The sequence below is a fragment of the Shimia sp. MIT910701 genome, from assembly GCF_047126315.1.
Classification (GTDB): domain Bacteria; phylum Pseudomonadota; class Alphaproteobacteria; order Rhodobacterales; family Rhodobacteraceae; genus Shimia.
The window spans coordinates 4,335,376-4,360,889 of the sequence record NZ_CP138953.1 but is presented as its reverse complement, the minus strand read 5'-3'; the positions used below and the strand labels follow the sequence as shown (position 1 = coordinate 4,360,889).

The 25,514-nt window shown below is 58.9% G+C and carries 26 protein-coding genes; 11 read left to right on the top strand and 15 right to left on the bottom strand.

What is annotated here, in order from left to right:
- Nucleotides 1-36: 36 nt before the first annotated feature.
- Together SIB38_RS21350 and hemF are read left to right on the top strand one after the other, a co-directional pair.
- Entirely contained in the window at nucleotides 37-837 is an 801-nt protein-coding gene (locus SIB38_RS21350; protein ID WP_294112924.1) for an SDR family NAD(P)-dependent oxidoreductase, read from the top strand.
- Nucleotides 838-910: 73 nt separating this feature from the next.
- Nucleotides 911-1,804: an oxygen-dependent coproporphyrinogen oxidase gene (gene hemF, locus SIB38_RS21345; protein ID WP_294112925.1), complete on the top strand. Its 894-nt coding sequence runs from the start codon at nucleotides 911-913 to the stop codon at nucleotides 1,802-1,804.
- A gap of 10 nt (nucleotides 1,805-1,814) precedes the next feature.
- Here the strand turns inward: hemF and SIB38_RS21340 are convergent, their stop codons facing one another.
- Complete coding sequence (locus tag SIB38_RS21340) at nucleotides 1,815-2,381, bottom strand: hypothetical protein (protein WP_412550998.1); 567 nt, start codon at nucleotides 2,379-2,381, stop codon at nucleotides 1,815-1,817.
- A 105-nt stretch (nucleotides 2,382-2,486) separates the two neighbouring features.
- Entirely contained in the window at nucleotides 2,487-3,446 is a 960-nt protein-coding gene (hemC, locus tag SIB38_RS21335; RefSeq protein ID WP_294112928.1) for a hydroxymethylbilane synthase, read from the bottom strand.
- 103 nt (nucleotides 3,447-3,549) lie between these two features.
- Between hemC and hemE the strand changes: the two genes are divergently transcribed.
- A complete protein-coding gene (gene hemE / locus SIB38_RS21330) occupies nucleotides 3,550-4,581 on the top strand; it encodes a uroporphyrinogen decarboxylase (protein ID WP_294112930.1) in 1,032 nt (343 codons plus the stop codon).
- Nucleotides 4,582-4,737: 156 nt separating this feature from the next.
- Here hemE and SIB38_RS21325 read toward each other — a convergent pair whose 3' ends face one another.
- The 6 genes from SIB38_RS21325 to SIB38_RS21300 form a co-directional block, all read right to left on the bottom strand.
- Entirely contained in the window at nucleotides 4,738-5,814 is a 1,077-nt protein-coding gene (locus SIB38_RS21325) for a CaiB/BaiF CoA transferase family protein (protein ID WP_294113253.1), read from the bottom strand.
- A gap of 138 nt (nucleotides 5,815-5,952) precedes the next feature.
- Entirely contained in the window at nucleotides 5,953-6,780 is an 828-nt protein-coding gene (locus SIB38_RS21320) for an SDR family NAD(P)-dependent oxidoreductase (RefSeq protein ID WP_412550997.1), read from the bottom strand.
- Between the two features lie 188 nt (nucleotides 6,781-6,968).
- Nucleotides 6,969-8,117 carry an acyl-CoA dehydrogenase family protein gene (locus SIB38_RS21315; RefSeq protein WP_412550996.1) on the bottom strand — a complete coding sequence of 383 codons (1,149 nt, stop codon included), beginning with the start codon at nucleotides 8,115-8,117 and terminating at the stop codon, nucleotides 6,969-6,971.
- A gap of 118 nt (nucleotides 8,118-8,235) precedes the next feature.
- Nucleotides 8,236-8,655, bottom strand: a complete 420-nt coding sequence (locus SIB38_RS21310; protein WP_412550995.1) for a MaoC family dehydratase — start codon at nucleotides 8,653-8,655, stop codon at nucleotides 8,236-8,238.
- A gap of 12 nt (nucleotides 8,656-8,667) precedes the next feature.
- Nucleotides 8,668-9,135, bottom strand: coding sequence for a MaoC family dehydratase N-terminal domain-containing protein (locus SIB38_RS21305; RefSeq protein ID WP_294112938.1), 468 nt, complete (start codon nucleotides 9,133-9,135; stop codon nucleotides 8,668-8,670).
- A gap of 4 nt (nucleotides 9,136-9,139) precedes the next feature.
- Nucleotides 9,140-10,324, bottom strand: a complete 1,185-nt coding sequence (locus SIB38_RS21300) for a lipid-transfer protein (RefSeq protein ID WP_294112940.1) — start codon at nucleotides 10,322-10,324, stop codon at nucleotides 9,140-9,142.
- A gap of 91 nt (nucleotides 10,325-10,415) precedes the next feature.
- Between SIB38_RS21300 and SIB38_RS21295 the strand changes: the two genes are divergently transcribed.
- Complete coding sequence (locus SIB38_RS21295; protein ID WP_294112942.1) at nucleotides 10,416-11,324, top strand: LysR family transcriptional regulator; 909 nt, start codon at nucleotides 10,416-10,418, stop codon at nucleotides 11,322-11,324.
- Nucleotides 11,325-11,327: 3 nt separating this feature from the next.
- On the opposite strand, the gene SIB38_RS21290 is transcribed toward SIB38_RS21295, so the two are convergent.
- Nucleotides 11,328-13,877, bottom strand: coding sequence for an ATP-binding protein (locus SIB38_RS21290; protein WP_412550994.1), 2,550 nt, complete (start codon nucleotides 13,875-13,877; stop codon nucleotides 11,328-11,330).
- Nucleotides 13,878-13,976: 99 nt separating this feature from the next.
- Entirely contained in the window at nucleotides 13,977-14,414 is a 438-nt protein-coding gene (locus SIB38_RS21285; protein ID WP_412550993.1) for a molybdopterin-dependent oxidoreductase, read from the bottom strand.
- A 357-nt stretch (nucleotides 14,415-14,771) separates the two neighbouring features.
- Here SIB38_RS21285 and SIB38_RS21280 point away from each other — a divergent pair, with 357 nt between their 5' ends.
- From SIB38_RS21280 to SIB38_RS21270, 3 genes are all read left to right on the top strand, one after another.
- The gene (locus SIB38_RS21280) at nucleotides 14,772-15,386 is read left to right on the top strand and encodes a response regulator transcription factor (RefSeq protein ID WP_294112948.1); all 615 of its coding nucleotides are present in this window, start codon (nucleotides 14,772-14,774) and stop codon (nucleotides 15,384-15,386) included.
- 187 nt (nucleotides 15,387-15,573) lie between these two features.
- Complete coding sequence (locus SIB38_RS21275; protein WP_294112950.1) at nucleotides 15,574-16,518, top strand: lipid A-modifier LpxR family protein; 945 nt, start codon at nucleotides 15,574-15,576, stop codon at nucleotides 16,516-16,518.
- 128 nt (nucleotides 16,519-16,646) lie between these two features.
- Nucleotides 16,647-17,717 (top strand): Hint domain-containing protein, encoded by a 1,071-nt coding sequence (locus SIB38_RS21270; RefSeq protein ID WP_294112952.1) that lies wholly within the window; start codon nucleotides 16,647-16,649, stop codon nucleotides 17,715-17,717.
- A gap of 54 nt (nucleotides 17,718-17,771) precedes the next feature.
- Here the strand turns inward: SIB38_RS21270 and SIB38_RS21265 are convergent, their stop codons facing one another.
- Nucleotides 17,772-18,143, bottom strand: coding sequence for a VOC family protein (locus tag SIB38_RS21265; RefSeq protein WP_294112954.1), 372 nt, complete (start codon nucleotides 18,141-18,143; stop codon nucleotides 17,772-17,774).
- Nucleotides 18,144-18,194: 51 nt separating this feature from the next.
- On the opposite strand from SIB38_RS21265, the gene SIB38_RS21260 reads away from it, so the two are divergent.
- Nucleotides 18,195-18,728 (top strand): winged helix-turn-helix transcriptional regulator, encoded by a 534-nt coding sequence (locus SIB38_RS21260; protein ID WP_294112956.1) that lies wholly within the window; start codon nucleotides 18,195-18,197, stop codon nucleotides 18,726-18,728.
- Here SIB38_RS21260 and SIB38_RS21255 read toward each other — a convergent pair.
- Nucleotides 18,700-19,371: a hypothetical protein gene (locus SIB38_RS21255; RefSeq protein ID WP_294112958.1), complete on the bottom strand. Its 672-nt coding sequence runs from the start codon at nucleotides 19,369-19,371 to the stop codon at nucleotides 18,700-18,702. The genes SIB38_RS21260 and SIB38_RS21255 overlap by 29 nt on opposite strands.
- A 97-nt stretch (nucleotides 19,372-19,468) precedes the next feature.
- On the opposite strand from SIB38_RS21255, the gene SIB38_RS21250 reads away from it, so the two are divergent.
- Nucleotides 19,469-20,020: a hypothetical protein gene (locus tag SIB38_RS21250; RefSeq protein ID WP_412550992.1), complete on the top strand. Its 552-nt coding sequence runs from the start codon at nucleotides 19,469-19,471 to the stop codon at nucleotides 20,018-20,020.
- Nucleotides 20,021-20,256: 236 nt separating this feature from the next.
- Nucleotides 20,257-20,877, top strand: a complete 621-nt coding sequence (gene rpsD / locus SIB38_RS21245; protein ID WP_168591919.1) for a 30S ribosomal protein S4 — start codon at nucleotides 20,257-20,259, stop codon at nucleotides 20,875-20,877.
- 101 nt (nucleotides 20,878-20,978) lie between these two features.
- Here rpsD and argE read toward each other — a convergent pair whose 3' ends face one another.
- Genes argE through SIB38_RS21230 form a run of 3 tightly spaced genes read right to left on the bottom strand, consistent with a single transcriptional unit; the run spans nucleotide 20,979 to nucleotide 24,718 of the window.
- On the bottom strand, nucleotides 20,979-22,136 hold the full coding sequence (gene argE, locus SIB38_RS21240) for an acetylornithine deacetylase (RefSeq protein ID WP_294112967.1): 1,158 nt from the start codon (nucleotides 22,134-22,136) through the stop codon (nucleotides 20,979-20,981).
- Nucleotides 22,137-22,139: 3 nt separating this feature from the next.
- Nucleotides 22,140-23,324, bottom strand: a complete 1,185-nt coding sequence (locus SIB38_RS21235) for a M24 family metallopeptidase (protein WP_294112969.1) — start codon at nucleotides 23,322-23,324, stop codon at nucleotides 22,140-22,142.
- Nucleotides 23,325-23,344: 20 nt separating this feature from the next.
- Nucleotides 23,345-24,718, bottom strand: a complete 1,374-nt coding sequence (locus SIB38_RS21230) for an aspartate aminotransferase family protein (protein WP_294112970.1) — start codon at nucleotides 24,716-24,718, stop codon at nucleotides 23,345-23,347.
- Between the two features lie 421 nt (nucleotides 24,719-25,139).
- On the opposite strand from SIB38_RS21230, the gene SIB38_RS21225 reads away from it, so the two are divergent.
- Nucleotides 25,140-25,496, top strand: coding sequence for a hypothetical protein (locus SIB38_RS21225; RefSeq protein ID WP_294112972.1), 357 nt, complete (start codon nucleotides 25,140-25,142; stop codon nucleotides 25,494-25,496).
- Nucleotides 25,497-25,514 lie beyond the last annotated feature (18 nt).

The window sequence follows — 25,514 nt, the reverse complement described above, 5'->3', positions numbered from 1 at the left end:
CAGATTCGGTGCATGACAGCGTGATGGGGATCGTAGATGTCTTTCAATATTGCGGGTAAAACCGCCATTATCACGGGCTCGGCCAATGGTATTGGTTTGGCTGTAGGGCGGCATTTTGCAGAACATGGCGCCAATGTCATGTTTGCGGACATGGATGAAAAAAGCCTGTGTGCGGAGTTTGGTGAACGTCCTGATGAAGGCAATATTCGTTATTTTGCTGGCGATTTACGCGAAAAACTGACGATCAACAATCTGATCTCCGCCACCATTGATGCGTTCGATGAGATCGATATTCTCATCAACGGATGTCGGCAGGTGACCACCAGCGATCCACTAGATCCGGATGACACCTCTGTCGATTTGATGATCCAGCAGAACCTGATGACGTCGCTGCGGTTGAGCCAAATTGTGGCTAAGCGGATGATCAAACTGGCCGCTGGACGGGACGAGGGACCCGTGGGTTCCATTGTGAACTTGAGTTCGATTGCGGCGCAGCGGTCTCAGCCGGACTTATTGGGATATTCGATTGCCACGGCTGCATTGGATCAGATGACACGCGCGATGGCCGTTGCGTTGGCACCTGAGCGGATTCGGGTCAACGCGGTTGCGATTGGCTCAGTGATGTCTGCAAGTTTGCAAGAAGCCTTGAGGGACAATCGCGATTGCCGCAACGAGATTGAGCAACATACGCCACTGGGGCGGATTGCGGCTCCGGGCGAACTGGCGGATGCGGTTCAGTTTTTGGCCTCTGAGGCTTCAGGCTTTATGACCGGGCAGATTGTGACTGTGGATGGTGGTCGCTCGCTTCTGGATACGGTGAGCACCCCGGCGCACTAAACCGCGCTGTTCTGCCGCTGGCGTCTGTTGTGTGCCGATGATAGGCAATGCGGAACACAACGGAGGGGCAGGCATGTCTGATCAAATGGACACCGAAAAGCAACGCGCCAGCGCATGGTTTCGTGAGTTGCGAGATCAGATTGTGGCCGCTTTTGAAGGGCTGGAAGACAGTCATTCCGAAGGTCCGTTTGCAGATCAGGGCGCGGGCCAATTTGAGGTGAGTGAAACTAAGCGCAGCAGTGCCGATGGATCGGATGCTGGCGGTGGGTTGATGTCGGTAATGCGTGGCGGGCGTGTGTTTGAGAAAGTCGGCGTGAATGTGTCCACGGTCTACGGCGAGTTGGGAGAGCGTGCGCAGAATGCCATGGCCGCGCGCAAAGGCTTGCCTGGCATGAAAGAAGATCCGCGGTTTTGGGCCAGTGGAATTAGCCTTGTGGCGCATATGCAGAACCCACATTGCCCGGCGGTGCACATGAATACACGGATGTTCTGGACCCCACATGGTTGGTGGTTTGGCGGTGGCTCCGATTTGAACCCCTGTTTGGAATATGATGAGGACACAGCGCATTTTCACGGGGTGCAGAAGGCGCATTGTGATGCGCATGGTGAGGCGCATTACCCTCGGCTAAAGGCTTGGGCGGACGAGTATTTTTACATTCCGCATCGCAACCGCGCGCGTGGGGTTGGCGGCATCTTTCTGGATGATCACAACACCGGGGATTGGGAAACGGACTTTGCCTTCATCCGGGACATTGGCGAAGCCTTCCTGCCGGCCTTTGTGCCTCTGGTTGAGAAACGTCGGGTGGATGATTTTGGCGAAGCTGAGAAAGATGTCCAACTGGTGCATCGGGGGCTCTATGCCGAGTACAACCTTGTTTATGATCGTGGCACTAAGTTTGGTCTGGAAACGGGCCATGATGCCAATGCCGTGCTGATGAGCCTGCCACCGATGGCAAAATGGGTGTAACGGCAGCAGGTTAGCCCTGCTGCGCTTTGCGGATTTTGCTGCAAAGTAAGGCGTGGACCGCTTCGACTTCGGCGAGATCGCCGCGTAGGGCGGTGAGCTCTGCGCCGCCGGATTTCAGACGGATGCGCAGGGCGGCTTTGCCAGCCGCCATGTCGGTGCGCCGCACATAAATGCTCGTGATGTCGCGGAGCGGCAGTTTACGGGCGCCTTTTTGTTGATCCCGGCGGTTCAGGGCGTAGAGCACGATGGTGCGGGATTTACCGTCAAAGCGGATTTCGGCGCGGTGGCCTTTCATAGCAAAGCGGTAGGCCGCCATGCCGATCAGCGCAAAGGCAATGGACAGCAGGGACTTGGACATCATCGGATCGCCAACAAAATTGGCATCGGGGAAGGTCCATTGCACCAGCGCGCTGAGCACAAACATCACGCCAATGAAGCGTAGCAGAGCCTCTTTTATGGATGAATGACGGAACTCGCCAGCAGTTTCCCGGACGCAGTAGCCGGCGTGTGATGGCCGTGGCTGTAAAGTGTCCCAGTGATAATCGTCGATAGTGCCCAGTTGTCCCAACGCGTGCATGGCTTGGTCCTCTGATCCCTGTTGATGGGATCAGAGTGTCTTAAAAACATGGCCGAAACATGCCGGGAATGGCGCGGTTAAGGGGAAATTAACCGTAAATCGTTGTTAGCTGCGCCAGTCAAAGAAGCCCGGGCCGCCGCGCTCCAGAAGGTATTTGGCCATGCCTTCTCCAAGCGCCGCGCCGTCTTCAATTGGAGCCGTTTGATCATCGCGTAGGCTTTCAGAGCCGTCCGGACGCAGCACTTCACCACGCAGGCGAATGGTGTTGCCGTCAAGGTCCGCGAGGCCCGCGATGGGGGTTTCACAGGAGCCGTCCAGGGCCGCCAGGAAAGCACGTTCGGCATTGAGCCGTTGGCCGGTTGGCCCGTCGTGAATGGCCTCCAGCAGAGCGGCGGTGCTCATGTCATCCGCGCGACGCTCGATGCCAATGGCACCTTGTGCGATCGCGGGCAGCATGTCTTCCGGCTCGATGGCGGAAGCGGCCACATGGGACATGTCAAGGCGATTAAGGCCAGCCATGGCAAGGAAGGTGCAATCTGCGACTTTGTCTTCCAGCTTTTTCAGGCGGGTTTGCACGTTGCCGCGAAACTCTACAACGTTGAGATCTTTGCGGTAGTTCAGCAACTGGGCACGACGGCGCAGGCTGGAGGTGCCTACGGTGGCGCCTTCCGGCAGGTCTGCCAAAGACGCGTGGCTTGGGGAAACAAAAGCGTCGCGGGTGTCTTCGCGCGGCAAGTAAGTGTCGAGCCGCAGGCCGTCAGGTTGCAGGACCGGCATGTCTTTCATCGAGTGCACGGCAATGTCGATACCGCCAACCAACATGGCCTCTTCAATTTCCTTTGTGAACAGTCCTTTACCGCCAACTTCCTTGAGAGGTTTGTCTTTGGCAATCAACTGAGCATTGTCACCGGATGTGGTGATGACCACGATCTCGAAGGCTTCTTCTGGCAGATCAAACGCTGTCATCAGGCGGCGGCGGGTTTCATAGGCCTGCGCAAGCGCGAGCGGAGAGCCACGGGTGCCGATTTTCAGCGGAGAAGCGGGGGTTGGCAAAGTCACTGTCATGGCGCTTGGATAGCCGCGACAGGGTGTCCTGACAAGCGTTGTGGACTTGACATCTTGCCGCTGTTGCCAGACCACGTGTGCGCAACACTGGAAGGATGTAAGCATGGCCGAAAAGACGATCTTGCGGGCGCTGGCGGGCGAGACATTGGACACCCCTCCTATTTGGATGATGCGCCAAGCGGGTCGCTATTTGCCAGAGTATCGCGCCACTCGGGCGCAGGCTGGTGACTTTCTAAGTCTTTGTTATAACAGTAAATTGGCCGCAGAGGTGACGCTGCAGCCGATCCGGCGCTATGGCTTTGACGCGTCGATCCTGTTTGCCGATATCCTGTTGCTGCCGCAAGCTTTGGGCGCGGATTTGTGGTTTGTGACTGGCGAAGGACCACGGCTCTCCACCATTGAAACCCAAGCGGATTTTGACAAGCTTAATGCGCCGAGCGCGATCCATGAGACGTTGAACCCGGTCTATGAAACTGTGCGGATCCTGCGCCGGGAGTTGCCCAAAGAGACCACGTTGATTGGATTTGCCGGCGCGCCCTGGACCGTGGCGACCTATATGGTGGCGGGGCGGGGTACGCCTGATCAAGGACCGGCGCATCAGCTCAAGGATGAAAACCCGGACGTTTTTGATCAGATCATTGATATTCTGACGGAAGGCACCGTGGACTACCTGTCCAAGCAAATCGAGGCTGGTGCTGAGGTTGTGAAGCTGTTTGACAGCTGGGCCGGCTCGCTCAAAGGCGCAGATTTTGACCGCTATGCTCTTGAACCTGCAAGGAAAATCATTGCAGAGCTGAAGGCGCGCCATCCGGACGTGCCGGTGATTGCCTTCCCGCGTGGCGCCGGCGAACGCTATGTCGGGTTTGCCAAGGCAACAGGCGCGGATTGTGTGGCACTGGACGACGGGGTGACACCTGAATGGGCTGCCAAAAACGTACAGGTGGATGGCTGTGTTCAGGGGAATCTGAAGTCCAGCCATATGGTGACCGGCGGGCAGGATCTGGTGGATGAGACCCGCAAGATTGTCGCAGCCTTTGGCAAGGGGCCGCATATCTTTAACCTGGGCCACGGAATCACCCCGGACGCCGATCCGGAAAATGTACAGCTGATGATCGACACGGTGCGTGGCAATTAACCACTGATTTTGACGTTGGTATTCTGTCGGTATTGCGACTGTTTTGCGGAGGTGCGCCTTAAGCGCGCCTCTGTTGCGTTAAGGGACCTTGCGTTGCGGCTTGATAGGGTACAGGGGTGTCCCGGGGCGCAGCGTGCGGCGGGCTGCATGGGCCGGTTACATGCCGAGGCCTTTTAGAATTTCGGCTGTGTGTTCACCGCGCTTGGGAAGTGGTCTGATCTCATCCACGCGGCTGTCAAAGCGCGGGGCCGGGGCGGCTTGTAGGTTGCCATCACTGTGATGCCAGACGCGACGCGCCGACATATGCGGAGCCTTGGCGCTTTCCTCCGGGGAGAGCACCACCGCGACGCAGGCGTCAGACCCCGAAAACAGACCATCCCAATGCAGGCGCGGTTCGCGCACAAAGATGTCGGTCAGGCGGGCGGTGAGTTTGGGCCAGAGGGTCCGGTCGTGTTGCTTGGCAAATTCCGGGTCGTCAGCCAGTCCAAGTTTGTCAAGGAAGGCGGCGTAGAATTGTGGCTCCAGCGCTTGCACGGAGACATAGCCACCATCGGCGCAGACATAGCTGCGCGACCAATGTGGACCGTCGAGCAGGCTGTGGCCACGTTCCATGGAGAGGCCGCCGGCTTGGCGCAGGGCCATCAAGAGCGTCATCATGTGGGCGGAGCCGTCGACAATGGCAGCGTCGACAACCGTGCCTTGGCCAATTTCCTGCGCATTCAAGATGCCGGTCAGGATGCCGATCACCAGATACAGCGCGCCGCCGCCGATGTCGCCCACAAGGGTCGCAGGAGTGATCGGGGGGGAGCCGGGCTCAGAAGCGTACCAGAGCGCGCCGGATTGGGCGATATAGTTGAGGTCGTGACCGGCGGTTTCTGCGCGAGGCCCGGTTTGGCCCCAGCCGGTCATGCGGCCATAAACCAACCGTGGATTGGTGGCATGGCAGTCCGCCGGACCTAGGCCGAGCCGTTCCATCACCCCCGGACGGAAGCCTTCGATCAACGCATCTGCGGAGTCGATGAGTTTTTTGGCGACGACAAGGTCATCCGGGTCTTTGAGATCCAGAGCGATGGAGCGTTTGCCACGGTCAAGCACGGATTGGTCTGCGGTGATAGATCCGCCGCCTTTGCGGTGAATGGTGATCACGTCTGCGCCAAGATCGGCCAGATGCATGGCGGCAAAGGGGCCGGGGCCGAGGCCTTCGATTTCGATGATGCGGATGCCTTGCAGCATGGGCTTGGTCCTTTGGGTCATCGCAGATGCTCCATTGCGCCGGGGGCGCCACGACTCTGCAGGCCCATGAAGGCAGAGGTTTGTGTCAGAATTAACAATGCGCGGGCGCGCAGTTTGGTTTTCGGACCTGTCATGGGATTACAGACCGTTCAACCCGCCGCCAACGGTGAGGACTTGGGCGGAGACATAATTACTCTCGGGGCAGCACATCAGATAGACGCCGTCCGCCGCTTCTTCGGGCGTGCCGGGGCGGCCAAGGGGCACCATGGCTGCAAAGCCGCCTGCGACTTTGGTCGGGATGCCGATGCCCACGGTGTTGCCGTCTACGGTGATGGATTTCTTGTCGTCAGTGGCTTGGGTGAGGCGGGTTTCGATGTAACCAAAGGCGACACAGTTCACGTTGACTTTGTAGCGGCCCCATTCTTTGGCCAGAGATTTGGTCAGGCCAAGCACGGCGGACTTGGCGGAAGAGTAGTTGGCCTGACCAACATTCCCGCCGGTGCCCGCGATGGATGAGATGTTGACCACCTTGCGAAAGACTTCGCGGTCCTCTTCGGCTTCTTGCTTGGCGTGGCCCTTAATGAAGCCCGAGGCGGCACGCAGGATTTGGAAGGGCGCTTTCACGTGCACGTCCATCATCGCGTCAAACTGATCGTCGGTCATGTGGCCAATCAGGCTGTCCCAAGTGTAGCCGGCGTTGTTGACGATGATGTCGATGGCGTTCCATTTTTGCACGCCTGCGCCGATGAAGCGCTCGGCAAAGCCATTTTCCGTGACAGAGCCGACAACCGCGATGGCATTGCCACCCGCGGCGGTGATTTCCTCGACCACAGCTTGGGCCGGGGCCTCCTCAAGATCGTTGAGCACGATGTTGGCGCCCTCAGAGGCGAGTTTTAGAGCGACAGCGCGGCCGATGCCGTTGCCTGCGCCGGTGATGTAGGCGGTTTTTCCAGTGAGTTTGGTCATGCGGTATCCTTTAGCGTGTTTCCTCCGGATCGCTTGCGATCCGGTTCGCGCCCAGCCCCGCCCCCCAGGGCGGGCGCGAAACTGCGACATTTAATACCAATGCATCGTGGCGGTTTGTGTGCGCAGTTGGTTTTGCAACAGAGCCGCCCTCGGGGCTGGGCGCGAACCCCGCGGTGCGTGACTTGGCATCAGTCGATGTCCAGCGAGCGGGCGATCACTTCTTTCATGATCTCGTTGGTGCCGCCGTAGATCTTTTGCACGCGGGCGTCGGTGTAGAGTTCCGAAATCGGATATTCGGACATGTAGCCATAGCCGCCGTGCAACTGCAGACATTCGTCCACGATTTCGCATTGAGTCTGGGTGCCCCACCATTTTGCCATGGCGGCTTTTTCTGCGGTGAGTTGTTCTGCGTCGAGCTCGGCGAGGCAGGTGTCACAGAAGGACGCGAGCAGTTCAATTTTGGTGGCGCATTCAGCGAGTTTGAAGCGGGTGTTCTGAAAGTCCATCACCCGTTTGCCAAAGGCTTTGCGCTCCTTCACGTAGGCCAGAGTATGCTCAAGCGCGCATTGCGACGCGCCCAGAGCCATATAGCCAAGTATGAGACGCTCCCATGGCAGCTGTTTCATCAGTTGGATGAAGCCTTGGCCTTCCTCAGTGCCAATCAGGTTGGTGAGCGGCACGCGCACGTCGGTGAAGCTGAGTTCTGCGGTGTCGTTGCGCTTCATGCCCATCTTTTTGAGGCAACGGCCAACGGCGAAACCCTCGAGGCCTTCGGTTTCCACCACAATCAGGCTCACACCGCGGCCTTTGGCGGAGGGGTCGGTCTTGGCGACGAGCACGATCAGGTCGGCGGAGCCGCCGTTGGTGATAAAGGTTTTGGAGCCGTTGATCAGATATTCGTTGCCGTCGCGGATGGCGGTGGTTTTCACCGCTTGCAGGTCCGAGCCCGTGCCCGGTTCGGTCATCGCAATGGCGGCGACTTTGTCCCCTGAGGCGAGGTCTGGCAGCCAGCGGGCTTTCTGTTCCTCGGTGCCAAAGGCGGTGATGTAATGCGAAGCGATGTTGTGCACAGACACACCCCAGCCACTGTCACCGGCTTTGGTCTGCTCCAGGAAGGTCACGGCGTCGAAGTGGCGCGACAGGCCAAGGCCGCCGTGTTCCTCGGGGAAGGTGGCGCCGAGGATGCCGAGGTCTCCGGCTTTTCTCCAAAGGGACTTGGGAATGACGCCGGCTTCGGTCCAGGCATCTTTGTTTGGGGTGACCTCTTCGTCAAAGAAGCGTTTGACGGTGTCGGCGAAGGCGGTGTGGTCTTCGCTCATCCACATGTGATTGGGCATTGGGAGTCTCCTTGTCCCCAAAAAGGGCCGCGACTGGCCCGGGGTGGGTGCGGAACGCGCCCGCCCATGGGGCGGGTCGGGCGCGGCCCGAAGCGCGATGCGCTTCAGGCAAATTGAATTAAGGCGTGCCGCAGATTTTGGCTTCGCCGCGCAGGGTTTGGGTGCCGTCATCAATATGAGCGGCGAGCGCCACGGTGAGCAGCACGCGTCCGTGCTCTTCTTGGCGGTCCACAACGGTGCCTGAGCAGGTGATGGTGGCCCCAACGGGCGTGATCGCGGTGAATCGGGTTGAAAGGGCGCGCATGCGGTCTTGGCCGGCCCAGTTGGTGACGAGGCGGCCGAGTTGCGCCATGGACAACATGCCGTGGGCAAAGACGTCATCCATGCCTGCGGTTTTGGCAAAGTCCAGGTCGATGTGGATCGGGTTGTGATCCCCGGAGGCGCCTGCATACAGCGCCAAGGTGGTGCGCGAGATCGGGCCGAAAGTCAGCTCCGGGAGTGTGTCGCCGACTTGGGCCGTGGTTGGTGTGACGGTCATGATGTCTCTCCCTCAGCCCAGACGGTGAATGATGCCGCGGGTGGCCTCAACCAAGAGACCGCGCGTGGCGTGGGTGATGCGGGTGGTGATGTGGGCGATTTCCAGTTTCCCACCTTTGGCGTCGGTGAAATCTGTCACCTCGTTTTCGACGGTCACCACGTCTCCGGCAAACATTGGGCCATGGTATGTGTAGGCCTCGGTGCCATGCAGCAGCACGCGCAGGTCGCCATTGATCAGCTCCAGGATGTCGGGCTGACCTTTGCGGCGGGCGATCTGGTCGGCAAAGGTGCCGACCACCACTGCGTATGTGGCAGGGGCGAGGATGTCGGGGTGGCCCGCGGCCTGCGCGGCGTCTGAATCGAAGTAGATCGGGTCTGTTTCGCCGATGGTTTCGGAGAAGAACGCCAGCGGGCCGCGCTCTAGGGTGACCTCGATGGGCGGGGTCACATGGCCTTTGGTGGATCGGTTGAAGATGCCCATGGGGTTATGCCGCCTGATAGAGGGTCACGACACAAGCGCCGCCGAGGCCGAGGTTGTGCTGGAGGGCTGTTTTTGCACCTTCCACTTGGCGAGCGTCTGCCGTTCCGCGCAATTGGTGGGTCAACTCGTAGCATTGGGCGAGGCCTGTGGCCCCAAGGGGATGTCCTTTTGACAGCAAGCCTCCGGAGGGGTTGGTGACAAATTTGCCACCGTAGGTGTTGTCGCCGTCGGCAATGAATTTTTGGGCGGTGCCCTCGGGAGTGAGGCCTAGGCCTTCGTAAGTGATCAACTCGTTGTGGGCGAAGCAGTCGTGCAACTCGACCACATCGACGTCTTCTATGGAAATGCCCGAGGCCTCCTGCACCTGTTTGGCGGCCGCCGCCGTCATGTCGTAGCCGACAACTTGCATCATGTCTTGCGCCTCAAAGGTGGAGACATAATCGGTGGTCATGGCTTGCGCTTTGATTTTCACCGTCGCGTTCAGGCCGTGTTTGGCCGCAAAGCTCTCCGAACAGAGGATCGCGGCCGCGCCGCCGCAGGTGGGGGGGCAGGCCATCAGACGGGTCATCACACCGTCCCACATGACCGGGGCGGCCATAACCTCGGCCTCAGAGACTTCCTTGGCAAAAAGGGCCAGCGGGTTTCGGGTGGCGTGGCGCGAGGCTTTGGCGCGGATTTTGGCGAAATCAGCCAGTTCGGTGCCAAATTTCTCCATGTGCGATTTGCCCGCACCGCCGAAGTAACGCAGGGCGAGTGGGACTTCGGCGTGGCCGACAAGGGTGTCGCAGGCGGTGTCAAAGTCGTCAAATGGCGTGGGGCGATCAGTCCAGTGGGAGGTCAGCGCGCCCGGTTGCATTTGCTCAAAGCCCACAGCGAGCACACAGTCCGCCATGCCGCTCTCGATGGCTTGGCGCGCCATGTAGAGCGCGGTGGAGCCGGTGGAGCAGTTGTTGTTCACATTGATGATCGGGATGCCGGACATACCAACGTGATAAAGCGCTTTCTGGCCGCAGGTGCTGTCACCATAAACGTAGCCCGCGTAGGCCTGCTGCACGTCCTCATAGCTGAGGCCCGCGTCTTTGAGCGCGGCGCGCACGGCTGCGGCGCCCATTTGATCGTAGCTCTCTGATGCGCCCGGTTTGGCAAATTTGATCATGCCGACGCCGGCAACAATGGCCTCGTGACTCATGTGAAATCCTCCTCGCTTGGGCGGAAGTATCGGATTGACGAGGGTATCTGGCAAATTCAATATTCTCTCAAGCTATTCTTTGGAGGAATGGATGAATCTGACCAAGCTGCGCTATGTGGTGGCGGTGGACCGGCAAGGGGCGATTTCTGCAGCCGCGCGGGCGTTGAATGTCACACAATCGGCGGTGACCAAGGCGGTCGCGGACGTGGAGCAAGACGTGGGCGCGGCGTTGTTTGAAAGGCATGCGCGGGGGGTGACCGCCACGGCAGAGGGGCGGGCGTTTATTGATCGGGCGGCGCGGATTTTGGCGGATGTGGATCAGTTGGTTGCAGATGTCGATGAGGGCCGTCAGACGCGGGAGCAGGTGCTGCGGATTGGGGTGTCACCGAGTTCGATGGAAGGGCTGATGAGCCGGGCGATCTGGGCCTTGGTTGGGGCGCATCCGGAGGTGCGCATTCATTTGCGCGGGGCACCGTTTGAGACGGCGGTGCAGCTGTTTCGGCAGGGCGATCTGGATGCATTGATTGGCCCGTCGCGGCCCTTAATGGCGGAGGCCGGGGTGCGCTGTGATCCTTTGCCGCCGCTTAATGCGTTGTTTTTTGTGCGGCGGGGGCATCCGTTGGTGGGGCGCCCGGTGGCCAGCGAGGATTTGGCCGGGTTGCCATTGATTGTGCCAGAGCCAAGCGGGCCTTATGCGGAGCCGATCCAGCATTTGGTGCAGGCCGGGGAGGTCGATCCGATGCGGCGGCTGCACATTATGCCCAGTTTCACCATGGCCGCCGGGGTGATTGAACGCAGTGAGGCGGTGGGGGTTGTTGTGGACAGCTATGCCCAGAGTCGCCATTTCCGCAGCCGGTTTGAGATTCTGGATTTTCCGCAGCAGACCTCTTTGCCGATGGCGGTGGCCTATCGCAGCGGCGGGCAACGGGGGCGGGCGTTGGGCTGGTTCTTGAAAGCGGTGCAGGAGTTTCCGCCCACGCTGGGGGCGGAGATGCCCTAGGGGTTATTCGGCTGCGTCGGGCGCGTTCAGATCGGTGCGCGTGGCACGCCAGAGGGTTGGGATTTGGGTGACCAGCTCTTCAAACAGGCGTTTGTTGCCTTGTTTGGCGGCGGTGTCGGCCTGCGCTAGAATGTCGTGAAGCGCGTGGGCGCTAAAGATTGCGGCCGCGCCGGAGAGGTCATGGCAGCGTTTGGCGACATCCTGAGCATCGCGGTAGGGCGCGGTGACGGCGGCAAGGAGGGCGTCGCCTTCCTCCAAAAACCGAGCTTGCAGTCGCTTGTAAGTGTCTTCCGGCAGGCCTGCGCGCGTGGGTGTCACGGGCGGGGAAGCCTGCGCCGAGGCGAAGTTGTCTTGCAACATTTGCTGTAGCGAAGCGCGGTCGATCGGCTTGGCCAGAAAGGCGCTCATGCCAGCGGCGAGGAAACGGTCGCGGTCTTCGGGAAGGATGTTGGCAGAGACGGCCACAATCGGCGTGTCCTTGTTGGGGCCGTCGCCAGCGCGAATTTGCTTTGTGGCCGCGAGGCCGTCCATGACCGGCATGGCAATGTCCATCAAGATCATGTCAAACTGTTTGACCTGGGCCAGTTGCACACCATCGGCGCCGTTGGAGGCCAGGGTGACCCAGTGGCCTTCGCGTTGCAGCAGTTCCTGTGCCAGCTCGCGGTTGATTTCATTGTCCTCGACCACAAGCATGTGCAGGTGCGCGAGTTCCGGTTCCGGTTCGCTGTCCTTTGGGGCGGGTGGCTGGCGGCCTTCCTCCATGGGCAGGCGTACCCAGAAGGTGCTGCCGACGTCAGGCGTGCTTTCGACGCCGATCTCACCGCCCAGAGCGGTGACGATGCGCCGCGCGATCCCAAGACCCAGACCCGTGCCTCCGGGGACGCGGCCCAGCGTCGGGTCGTTGGTGACAAAGTCGTCAAACACTTTGGGCAGGCGGTCTTCGGAGATGCCAATGCCAGTGTCGCTGACCCTGAGTTCTACGGCTGGATGGCCGTTGATGGCTTCGGGCAGGGCTTCGGCCTCGATGGTTATGGTGCCATTGTCGGTGAATTTGATGGCGTTGCCGACGAGGTTGAGTAGCACCTGTTCCAGGGCTGCGCGATCGGTGCGGACCCAGGCGCGGGCCGGGCCTTCCCAGCGCCAACTGAGCGTGGTGCCGTGGCGGTTGGCGGCGGAGAGTTGGCTGTCTACCAGTTCTTGCAGCAGCTTGGAGAGGTCGGTGCAGGCGATGGTGACGTCGAGCTTGCCGGCCTCAAAGCGGGTGATGTCGAGCACGGTGTCGACATGGCGCATCAATACGCGACCGGAGATTTCCATGTTGCGCACATAGCGGGTCTGGATTGGGCTAAGCGCGGTGTCGTTGAGCAGGCTGAGATTGCCAAGGATGCCGTTGAGCGGGGTGCGGATTTCGTGGCTCATCACGGCGAGGAATTCGGCCTTGGCACGCTCACCGGCCAGCGCGCGGTCGCGGGTTTCCAGCAGTTCTTTTTCTGCGGACACACGATCTGAGATGTCGTGCAGGAAACCGATGAGGATTTTCTCGTCGTTGTCCTCGGCCATTTCGATGGCGATTTCAATCGGGAAGATCGTGCCGTCGGCACGCTTGGCATCCATACGCACGCGGCCTTTGCCTGCGGCGTGGCGGTCCTGGCCGGTGAGAATGCGTTCCATGGCGCGATAGTGGGAATCGCGCAGGTCGGGTGGGGCGATCAGATCCTGAATGTTCTTGCCGCGGATGTCTTCGTAGCGGTAGCCAAAGATGGCCTCGGAGGCTTTGTTGAATTCGAGCACAGCGCCTGTGCTGTCGACCACCAGAACACCGTCCATGGAGGTGGTTAGAATGGTGCTCATTCGGCGGTTGGCTTGAGACACGGCGCGCTCTTTTTGGCGGGCGACGCGGTTTGCATAGAGCAGGTTGATCAGCAGGCCCACCACGGCGGTAATCAGCAGGAGGGCGATGGTGGCCAACCGATAGAGCGTGTTGGTGATGCGTTGGCGGGCGGCGTCGTTTTCTCTGGCGTAAAGCGAAATACCAGAGAGTGAGAGCGCGCGGGCATCGGATCTGAGGTGGGCGGATTGCACCGACAACAGAGGTAAAGCTTCCAGCAGTTCCTCGTCGGGGAGGTCGATCAGGTCCACAGCCTCGGACATGAAAGTGTTCACGCGTTTGAGGGCAGCGTCGAATTCCGGCATCACCGTGAGACGCAGATATGCGGGGGCAGTGGCCATGGTGCCGACGCGGCTGTAGAGAATGTCAAACCGCAGGCGCAGGCGATCCAGGTCTGGTTCCGGCGCCAGGCGCGCGGCTTCCAACGCGCCAGCAAAATCCCGGGTTTCCAGCTCGATCTGCGCGAGGGACCATTCCAGATCGTTGGACGCCAGCAGCTTGATGTTGCGCAGGTTAGTGAAAACTTGCGACGCGGTGACAAAGGCAAACACCAACAACACCGCGATGAGGGTTGTGAGTATGAGGCCCAGCACACTCAGGGGTCTGATTTGGCGCAGAGGCGTGTTGGTGCCCACGGCGAAGGCGGATGTGGGCAGGCGGCTCACGGAATCAAACCAAACACCTGACGTAACCGCACAAAGGCGGGGTGATCAGAGGGATAAAATGTGTCTGGTAGAGGTTGCGCAATTTTCATGCGCAAAACCTTATTCGACGACTTCGATCCTGTCGAGTTGCCAAACCGCGCGGGAATGGACCTGGGAGGTGCGGTATTTGGGATCGGAATCAAATGGGTAGATCACCCAGAGCGGGCCTTTGTCGCGACGGTGCATGGGCGCGCCGTTCATTTCATAGGCCAGGATTGGTGCCTCGGCTTCAAGCGAGTCGACCGGAATTTCAATGGTGTAGTCGTTGATGGCGGAAGCCCGCAGCGTGCTGCCGGAACTCCCCAGAGTTTCCAGCAGCGACGCTAGCGGTACACCCGTGAACATAAGAACCCCATCGGTCCATATGGTCGTGGTTGAAATGGAGGCTGCAGGTAATGCGCGCAGCATCTCCAAATCGTACTGAGCCGTGTCGTCGACGTTTGTGGCGTCGATCGTGCCCGACACGGTCAGGATGACATCGCCGGACGGAACGTCCATTGCGTCAGATGCCCAAACTGGGCCTGTGAGTGGTAGCAAAAGCCAAGCGGCAAGCGCGAAAACTGTTTGAGTGGTTTTACGCATGTCCTGCCGCCCCGTTATGCTTAACTTCTTTATAAGACCGAACACGTTTGACGCGCATCTGGTCAAGGGGATAAACGCCCTATACAAAAGGGTAGGTTTGCCGTTAGGTAAGGCAGAGTTTTTGTTTAAAATTTTCTGTATCTTCCCTAGGTGGGCGGGATGACAGAAGGCCCACTGGCTGCATCATTGGGTATAAGGCACTATTGGTTTTGTTTTGTTTGGCCCTGGTTGGGTGCGATTGTCGCGCTAATTTCCGGCCCCTGGAGGACCGTTTTGAAAATTCTAATCGCTGACGACCACGATTTGTTGTTGGACACTGTGACCGCCTTTGTTGATGCCACCGGTACCATGGGCTCCGTAGGCGTTTCCGATCTGGATCAGGCGATGCAAGCGCTCGATAGCAAGGGGCCGTTTGATCTGGTGCTGTTGGATTACAATATGCCGGGCATGCAGGGTGTCGAGGGGGTGAAGCGGGTACTGGCGCATACGTCCTCTCCACGCGTTGCGTTGATTTCCGGAGAGGCCAGCCGCGAGATTGTGCAAAAAGCCATGGCGGCCGGGGCTTCTGGCTTTGTGCCCAAAACCTTGCCAGCATCCTCTTTGGTGAATGCGATCAAGTTCATGGCGGCTGGGGAGCAGTTTATCCCGGCCGAGTTGATGCAAGCCACAGAAGCAGCGGAGCCGCATCCAATTGCCAAAAAGCTCACGCGCCGTGAGATGCAGGTGTTGGAAGGTCTGTCCGTGGGCAAGTCCAACAAGGAAATTGCCCGTGATCTTGACCTGTCCGAGCCGACCATCAAGCTGCACGTGAAAAACCTCTATCGCAAGATTGACGCGGGCAATCGCACGCAAGCGGCGCTGATCGCTAAAGAAGCCGGCCTGTTCTGACCGTATAATATGTCTGTTGTGCGAAAGGCTTGGCTCACGTGCTGCCAGACCTAAGTAGGGCTTTCTCATCCCTTAATGAATTAAGGACAATTTTTACGGCATTTACCATTATGTCAGTCTTTCGCTGACGCGGGTGACCTGTGCGCGCTATCAGATCCTAGCCGGGGGGCGTTATTGGGGACTGATTATGCTGCGTCGTATTGCTGCTTTGTTTTTTGTTGGGGTGCTTTCCGTTCAGGCTGTGGCAGCGGAAGACAGTGAGGTGTCCTTTACGCCTTTTGGCGAGCGGGAGTACCTGGGCTTTGGCAGTCTGTTTGTGAATGACTTCCTTGGCGACGGGTATGATCGTTGGCGGTCTGGTTCTTATGGTACAAGCCGGTTCTGGGGCTACGGTTGGAATGGCGAGCTGCCGCAGTCGGCCGGGGATTTGCTGGAGTTGCGGGTTGGCGGCGAGATCATGGCCCCAGCGTGCCTGAGTTCCCATATCCCACTGGATCGCCCCTGGGCCGGTGTGCTGACCGCGGGTCTGCACACGCAGTTTCAGCGGCATGGCACTGAGTTTGCTTTTGGTGGCGACGTTTTGATGATTGGCCCGCAGACCGGGCTGAATAGCCTGCAAAAGGCAATTCACGATGTGATTGGGATTGAAGGCCCGTCTGATGAGGTTCTGGCGCATCAGATCCCAAACCAGTGGCGGCTGCGCTTTGTCGGCGAAACTGGGCGCACGTTTGATCTTGGCGGCCAAACCAGCATGCGTCCTTTTGTAGAAGCCCGCGCAGGGGACGAAGATCTGGTACGTGCCGGTGTGGATTTCACCATTGGTCGGTTTGGTCGCGGGGAACTGGTGTCGCGAGATTGGGTAACGGGACACCGCTATCGTTCCGGTGCGCGTCAGGAAAAGGGGCTGAGTTTTGTGGTGGGCGCAGACATCGCAAAAGTGTTCAGCAGCATCTATTTGCCCGAAGACCGCGGCTATCGCCTGACCGATACACGCCGTCGTGTGCGGGCCGGATTGCATTGGCAGGGCAAGAACCATCACCTGTTTTATGGCCTCACGTATTTGAGCGAAGAGTTCGACATGCAGTACCAAGGACAACTTGTTGGCGCGGTGCGATTGGATATTCGCTTTTGAGGCGAGGTGAGGTGTTTTTTGCAACACACTGAGGCGCCTCGCTTTTTTTGAAACTTCCGGCTAGGCAGCTCGAGTCCGCTTTGTTAACCTGTCCGTAATAAAAAAACTACTAGGCAGGTAATCAGGCAATGAAAACGGGCTTTCGTGGCACGTTTGTCATCTCCTGGTCACAGACAGAAATAGATGGTCAGAAGGCCGCACCGTTGCAGGCGCTGGAAACAGGCGTGGTGTGGTCCTGGTCAAGGGACGCCGTCCGTGTGGACGGCCCCAATGGGTTATTGCGTCTGGACCGTGGGGAAGAAGGGGCAAACATCCGCAAGCGTGCGGCGCACATGGTGCGCAAGCTGGTTGGGGCGGCGGTGAATCATCAAACAAACATCCAGAGCCTGGATGCGGTCGATATTGAACTGCCCTTGATGGAGGGCGGTTTTGTGGTGACCGATGGGGCGGAGAGCTACACCGCAACGGTGATTGAAGTGGATGGCAGTGCGCCGCTGCTGATGTTTCTGGACGAGCTTCCGCCAAAGAACAAAGACTTATGGGTGGTGCATTCTGCGATGAGCACTTTGCAGCGGCCCAAATCAGTACAAGAGGGTAACGGAGTGATTTGTTTTACACCGGGCACGCGGATTGCGACTCCGCAGGGGCCACGGTTGATTGAAGAGTTGCGCGAAGGCGATCAGGTGCAGACGCGGGACAATGGCGCGCAGCAGATCCAGTGGATTGGATCGCGGCGTATGACCGGGGCGCGCCTGTTTGCGATGCCAAAGCTGCGGCCAATCCGTATTCGCCCCGGCGCGCTGGGCATCGAGCGGCCAGATCAGGAATTGCTGGTCAGCCCGGAGCATCGGATGCTGGTGCGCGGTCATACAGCGCGGGCGTTGTTTAACGAGAACGAGGTTCTGGTGGCGGCGCGCGATCTGGTGAATGGCAACAGCATCAGCGTGGACACGGCGCTAAAGGAGGTGACCTATGTGCACCTGCTGTTGCCGTGTCATGAGGTGATCTGGGCCAACGGGGTGGAGACAGAGAGCTTCCATCCGGCCAATGCGGCGTTGGACGCGCTGAAGGAAGAGGACCGGGCGCGGTTGTTTGCGCGTCAGCCGGAGTTGGCGCAGAACCCGCACAGCTATGGGCCGCACGCGCGGCGCAATCTGACCGCCAGCGAGGCGGCGATTTTGATGCACGACGCCGCGTAAGCGACATAGCGACCATGACAAAAAGAAACCCCGCCGGACTGGCGGGGTTTTTGCTTAGCTGGAGAGGTCTTCTGCCAACATGAAGGCATTGTCGTCTGGATCATAGAAGGTCGCCAGTTTGACCATTTCCGGGATTACTTGTGTGGGGCCGTCAAACTTCACGTCCGCCGCCTCAAGCGCGCTGCGGGCGGTGTCGATGTCGTCAACGCCAAACACCGGGACGCAATTGCCGGGTTTGGGCTCGGATTGCTCGCCCAAGCCAAGGATCACGCCCTCGGTTTTGGTGTCCAGCTCGCTCCAGCCGGCTTCGTCAATGTGGTAGCGCAATTCAAAGCCGAGCTTCTCTTTGAACCAGGTTGCGCTGGCGTGGCGATCACTCACAGAAATTGAGAGCGTGATGATGTTGGTCAATGCGGCGAGAGCCATGATGCGGTCCTTAGTGGTTGCTGATTTCACAAAATGTAGTTACTATATTTTATGGACATTAAGTTACTTGTCAAGATCACCTCTCGAGCCTGGGCGCTCGACATTCTGGCGCAGATGCATCGCGGCGTGCCGGGGCGGCAGGCGACGTTGATTGCCGCCACTGGGGCAGGGCGCACGGCCTTTGGGGCCAGTCTGGCGCATTTGATGGAGCTGGGGGTGGTGATGCGAAATCCCGGTCACGGGCATCCGCTGCGGCCGGAATTTGTTTTGACGGATCTGGGCGTTGTTGCGGCCGCTAAGGCAGATGAGATTCTGCGGGCGTCGCCGGAGAGCGATACCAAGCTGTTGCGCAAAAGCTGGACCGTGCCGGTGTTGGCGCTGGCGACGCGGCCGCAGCGGTTTTCAGGCTTCAAGGCGGGGTTGGGCGCGATCACAGATCGGGCGCTCTCCACCTCGTTGCAGAAGTTGGAGGCCCAGGAGTGGGTTGCGCGGGAGATTGATCTGTCGGAAAGGGTGCCTTTTCCGACCTATCAAGCGGTGAACGCCGGGGCGCGGATCAGTCAGGTGATTGGGTTGGCGGGGTAGGCTTAGGGCAAACGGTCATCGTTGTTTTGTTGAGATGAAAGTGGCTGTGGTGATAATACGGGTTCGTTGGGTCGAGTTTCTTGATGCCTTCAAAGAAGCGGTCAAAACCCATGCAGAATAGATTGTCTGTCATTGCGAACAGATACGTTAGTACCTCTGATTGCTGTTTTGAGGCTTCCGGGTAAACGTCACTGTAGATCTTCAAGATCTGCCTGCGTTCGGCTTCGGACGGATTCAGGCATTTCACAAAGTCCAGACGCGCTTGGGTGTGTGCAAGATTGTAGGGCGTGTGGTTCTCGGCTCTGTCGAATACGAACAAGTGGTTCACAAAGTCCGCTGTTGCCAGCGCGCCTATGAAGGGGCGATGCATGACGGCATTTTCGGCCATGTTTGTGCCGGGTTCGCGAAGCGCTTCCTTCTTGTAGTGGTCGAGATAAAGCGGTGGATCAAAGGCGTTCAGCGTGGCCCATTCCGCTGGGCAGACCTGTTCGGCAAGTTGCGCGTATGTGGGATCAGCCGGGCGCATCAGGGCCAGGGCACCGGTGTAGGTCAGCAGGCAGGCAGCAATGGACAGAATAATGCGTTTCACAATCGTACCTTTCAATAGCAACCACCCAGGTAATTTATAGGTTTGCCAAGCCATTGATTTGGCGGAAATGTGGCAACTCTGGGGAGATAGGCTTGCCTTGAAATCAGCAAATAGTTGTGTAACTTGCCCCATCAAAGTGGGAGTAATTGCTGTGATTAAGCATTTTCTGGCTATTGCGCTAGCTAGCTTGATGGGGACATCTGCCAATGCGCAGGACATCCGTTGGCAATCTGAAAAGATGACGCCAGGCGCCTATGTGTCGATAAACCAATCGCAGGGAGGAATGATCCATCACGTTTATACTGGCCGCAGAGGCAAGGCGTTTGTGTTGACCAGTTATCGTGGCGCAAAACCCGGCGGCACACCGGCGTTTGAAACACACTTGGACAAAGACGGGAATTATGTGCGCTGGGTACGGCCTGACGGCTTTGAAATCCGGTATCGACCACATGATTGCACCCGCACCCTTGGGCAATGCAGCTACAAAGAGATTCATTCAGACGGAACTCGGAAACAGCGCACTCGTGTGACAGAGGCCACCAAGAAAGGGTTAGCCTTCAAAGAATATGACGAAAACGGCACATTTCTTTTTGGTGGCAAAATGAATTTGGAAGAAGGCGGTTGGGCCGGAAACGGAGTGATTGACAGCGCCCAAGGAAAGCAAAGGTTTACACTTAAGAAGCGCGGTGTCCTCGCCAATTAAGTTGCCCTGAATACGTTGCCTTGTAGAGGGAAGCTAAAGCCGTAGCTGCCAAGCGAGCTGTAGCTGATGTTGTCATGGCATTGGGATTGTCCACTCCCCGCTTGACTCCCCCGGAATCCCCCGTATAAGCGCGGCTTCATTGGTGTTGGTGGCCCTCGCAAGAGGATGCCTGTCATGTCGGCAAAATCCGGCAAGAGGACAACGCCCTTCGAAACCTGAACGAAGGAGATCAGCAGATGACAAAAAGAACTGCTGCCAAGTACAAAATTGACCGCCGGATGGGCGAAAACATCTGGGGTCGTCCAAAATCCCCAGTGAACCGTCGTGACTATGGCCCAGGCCAGCACGGTCAGCGCCGCAAGGGCAAACTGTCTGACTTCGGTACGCAGCTGCGCGCCAAGCAGAAGCTGAAAGGTTACTACGGCGACCTGACCGAGAAACAGTTCCGTCGCATCTACGGCGAAGCTGAGCGTGTAAAAGGCGACACCGGTGAAAACCTGATCGGTCTGCTGGAGCGCCGTCTGGACGCTGTTGTTTACCGCGCCAAGTTTGTTCCAACCGTGTTTGCTGCACGTCAGTTTGTGAACCACGGCCACGTTCTGGTGAACGGCAAGCGCGTTAACATCGCGTCTTACCGCGTCAAAGAAGGCGACGTGATCGAAGTACGTGAGAAGTCCAAGCAGCTCGCAGTTCTGCTGGAAGCCGTTCAGCTGAACGAGCGCGACGTGCCTGACTACATCGACGCCGACCACAACAAAATGACCGCAACCTTCGTGCGCACCCCAGGCCTGTCCGACGTGCCATACCCGGTTGTTATGGAACCAAACCTGGTCGTGGAATTCTACGCGAAGAACTAATCTTCGCCGACCTAGGTTACAGAATACGGAAAGGGCCGCGAGAGTTTCGCGGCCCTTTTTGTTTGTTCAGATTTTGGAAGTTGCTGTAGCGCTGGGCGGGCTTAGCCTTTGGCCAGCGTGTCGCCGAGTTTTTCCAGTAGTTTCAGGCAATCGGACAACTGATCCAGCGCGATGAACTCGTCGGCCTTGTGGGCCTGCTCGATGGAGCCGGGGCCGCAGACCACCACATCCATGCCCATTGACTGAAACAGACCCGCTTCGGTGCCAAAGGGCACAAGGTCCGCGCCGTTGGCGCCGGTGAGTTCCATGAGCAGTTTGCGGGCTTCGTTATCGTCCTCCGGGATGAGGCCAGCGACCTCGCCCACCACCTCAGTGTCGATCTGCGCGTCGGGGTAGACCTTGCGCATTGTCGGCAGCAGCTCGTCTTCGCAATAGGCTTTTAAGGCCTCTTTCACAAAGGTGGCATCGCTGGCTTGCACGGGGCGCATTTCCCAATCCACCTGCGCCTTGGGGGCGATGACGTTGTGTACGCTGCCGCCGTGGATGGCGCCGACGTTCACGGTGGTCCAGGGCGGCTCAAAGCGGCTGGTTTCTGGCGCCATGGTGGTGAGCTTGGCTTTGAGCTCCAGCAGGCGGGAGACGTAGCGTGCAGCGTATTCCACCGCGTTCACGCCCAGATCAGGCGCGGAGCCGTGGCCTTCTAGGCCCTGAAAGCGGGTGCTGTATTCATGGCAGCCTTTGTGGCCTTCGATGATGCGCATGGAGGTCGGCTCGCCAATAATGGCGAGCCGGGGATTGATGTTGCGCTCTTTGAGGGCCTCGACCAGATGGCCTGCACCAATGCAGCCGGTTTCCTCGTCATAGGTGAAGGTAAGATGCACCGGCGTGTCGGTGACACGCTGGGCAAAGTGGGGCGCCATAGCGACGGTTGCGGCGATGAAGCCTTTCATGTCGCAGGTGCCGCGTCCGTAAAGACGCCCGTCGCGCTCTTCCATGACGAAGGGATCGGAGCTCCAGTCCTGATCGGTGACCGGCACCACGTCGCTGTGACCGGAGAGCACAATGCCGCCGTCGACTTCGGGGCCGAGGGTGGCAAAGAGGTTGGCTTTTTTGCCGGTTTCGTCGTGGAAGATCTCCACCTTGGCGCCGCAGTCTTTGAGACGTGCAGCGAGGTAGGAGATCATGTCGAGGTTGCTGTCGACCGAGACCGTCGGGAAGGCGATCAGGTCGGAGAGGATCTGTTTGGTGGTCTCCAGCATGGGTCAGCCTTTGACGATCAGCTTGCGCTCCAGATCACAGAGCGGCTCTGCGGCGCCCTCTTCGCGGATCAGGATGGTTTCGGTGGTCTCCAGCCCCCAGCTGTCCATCCAGAGGGCGGGCATGAAGTGGAAGACCATACCGGGTTGCAGCACGGTTTCGTCCTCGGTGCGTATTGAGGCGGTGCGCTCGCCCCAATCGGGCGGGTAGCTGAGGCCAATGGGGTAGCCCATGCGGCCGGAGCGTTCGATGCCGTGTTTGGCGAGCACATCCATAAAGGCATTGGCAATGTCGCAGGTGCGGTTGCCGGCGCGGGCGGCTTCGAGCCCGGCGGCGATGCCTTCGAGCTGGGCCTCTTCGGCGCGCAGCATGTCCTCGGACGGCGTGCCGAGGAAGACGGTGCGGCTGATCGGAGCGTGGTAGCGGCGGTAGCAGCCGGAGAGTTCAAAGAACGTGGCTTCGCCGGCGCGCATCGGGGTGCCGTCCCAGGTCAGGTGGGCGGCGGTGGCGTCCAGACCGGAGGGCGTGAGCGGCACGATGGCGGGGTAGTCGCCCCAATCGTCGCCAATGCCTTCGATGCCGGCTTTCATAATGTCGGCCACCAAATCGTTTTTGCGCACGCCGGGGGCTGCGCGGTCGATGGCGGTCAACATGACCTTTTCGGTGATTCGGGCGGCCTTGCAGATAAAGTCCACCTCGACATCAGATTTCACCAGGCGCTGCCAGTTCACCAGTGCGGTGGCGTCCACCAGCGTGGCCTCTGGCAGGTCTTCGGTGAGGACGGCATGGGCTTTGGCGGAGTAGTAGTAGTTCTCCATTTCCACGCCAATCCGCGCGGCCGTGAAGCCGCGCGTTTTGAGCTGTTCTGCGAGGTCCTGCATCGGATGCACGACCGGGGATTGCACAAAATGATCGCCGTACCCGAGGATATTGGCGTGATCCATCCAGCAGGTGCGGCGGCCGCCCATCATGTCCATGTAGCGGCCCCACCAGATGGGTTCGCCTTCCATGGTCACAATCACACCTTGGTGGACGTAAAACGACCAGCCATCATATCCGGTCAACCAGGCCTGGTTGGACGGATCGGTCACAAACAGCGCGTCCAGACCCGCATCCGCCATGGCGGCGCGGGTTTTGGCGAGGCGGCGTTCATATTCAGCGGTGCTGAAAGGGGCTTTGGATTGAGACATCTTGTGCTCCTTTTGGGGTCTTACGGCAGGACGGAAGCGACGGCGCGCACGGTGGCGGCGACCACCAAATCGGCTTCTTCGCGGGTCAGGCAGAATGGGGGGGCAAAGCCCAGAATGTCGCCTTGCGGCATGGCGCGGGCAATCACATTGTCCTGCTCCAGCAGTTTGGCGGCGATCTGAGGCCCAATCTTGTCGGCTGCGTCAAAGAAGGTGCGGCTGTCTTTGTCAGCGACAAATTCGACGGCACACATCATGCCTTCGCCACGGACGTCGCCCACGTTGGCGTGTGCGCCGAGGGCTTCAGACATGGTTTTGTTGAAGTAAGCGCCCACGGTGCCAGCATTTTCCACGAGGTTGAGCTCGTCGATCAGCTTGAGGTTGGCCACACCTGCGGCGGCGCCAATCGGGTGGGCGGAGTAGGTCCAGCCGTGGCCGATGGGGCCGTTTTCGTCGGTGCCTTTTTCCAGCACGGACCACATTTTTTCAGACACAATCGAGCCGGACAGTGGCGCGTAGGCGGAGGTCAGGCCTTTGGCGATGGTGATCAGGTCTGGTTTCAGACCGTAGTGGTCAGAACCAAACATCGAGCCAAGGCGGCCAAATCCGGTGACAACTTCATCTGCGACCAGCAGAATGTCGTGCTTGTCCAGAACGGCCTGGATAGCAGGCCAGTAACCTGCAGGGGGCGGCACAATGCCACCGGTGCCGAGAACCGGCTCGCCAATGAAGGCGGCAATGGTGTCAGCGCCTTCGCGGGCAATGGTTTCTTCCAGTGCGGCAACACAGTGGGCGACAAACTGCTCTTCAGATTGGCTCTGGTCTTCGCGGCGGAAGTAGTAAGGCGCCTCGGTGTGCACCACCTGTGCCAGCGGCAAGTCGAATTTCTTGTGGAACAGCTCCAGACCGGTCAGGGAGCCGGTCATCAGGCCGGAGCCGTGGTAGCCACGCCAGCGGGAGATGATCTTCTTTTTCTCGGGGCGACCCAGGATGTTGTTGTAGTACCAGATCAGTTTGATGTTGGTTTCATTGGCGTCCGAGCCGGAAAGGCCGAAATAGACCTTGGACATGTGGTCGGGGGCGCGGTCGAGCACCATTTTGGCCAAAGTGATGGAGGCTTCGGTGCCGTGACCCACGTAGGAGTGGTAGTAGGCCAGCTCTTTGGCTTGGTCCGAAATCGCATCGGCGATGTCGCTGCGGCCGTAGCCGACGTTGACGCAGTAGAGGCCGGCAAAGGCATCCAGCAGGCGGTTGCCGTCGCGGTCTTCGATGTGGCAGCCGGTGCCGCCGGTGATCACGCGATGAGGCACATTGCCCCGCGCAAATTCTGCCAGGTGGGTGGAGGGGTGGAAGAAGCTTTCACGATCCCATTGTTCAAGTTTGTCGTTGTGCAGCATGGCAAAACCCTCGTGCTTGTGGCGGCGCGCCGCCTAAAAGTTACATGAAGGGAGCCAAGTGCACGCGCGAGACCGGCTTGGATCTCTGATGAGCGAAGTGGCTCCGCTCACCCTGACAGCAGCGCGCAATGCCTTTATTGCCGGGGTTCGTGACTCGCTTTGAGCATATTTGATCAAACAAAAGCAATATGGATGTTGCGGGCGGTGGCGAAAAAATGCTGTTGCAGCCCCGTCCGTGGGCAAGGGGATTTGGTGGCAAATGTCCAGCGCTATTGGGTTAAGGAAGTCAGAATTTTATCAGCAATTTTAGCGGTTTGGTTGTCTGAACGTTAAAAAGATGGCAAGGTTTTTGAACCTCGCGCACGGCGGCTTTAGGGGGCGGCTCCGTTCACACGGGTAAGTGCAAGAAGGAGACATCGCTATGGTAGAAGCGGTAGGCATATTAGGAGAGACCACGGGGTGGTCTGGATTGAGCGCAACGCAGAACGCGATGTTGCACGCAGCGCTGGCGAAATACGCCGGGCAGCCGGTGCAGGAGCCCAAAGCGGCCCCAAAATCAGAGAAAGTAGAGCCGGTGAAGGAAACTTCACGTAGCCAGCTGCAAGGTCATGAGCCGCAAGGGCAAAAGACGTTGGACAGCGCTGTGATGAGTGCAATCCGCTCAGCAGTGGCAAGTCATCAGGCGTCCGGCGGTGACAACTTTGTGCAAGTTCTGCGCAGTAAGTTGGATGCGGCGGGCATTGATAGCTCCAAATCTGTGGTGGATTACTACGCATAAGACAGATGCCTTGGGGAC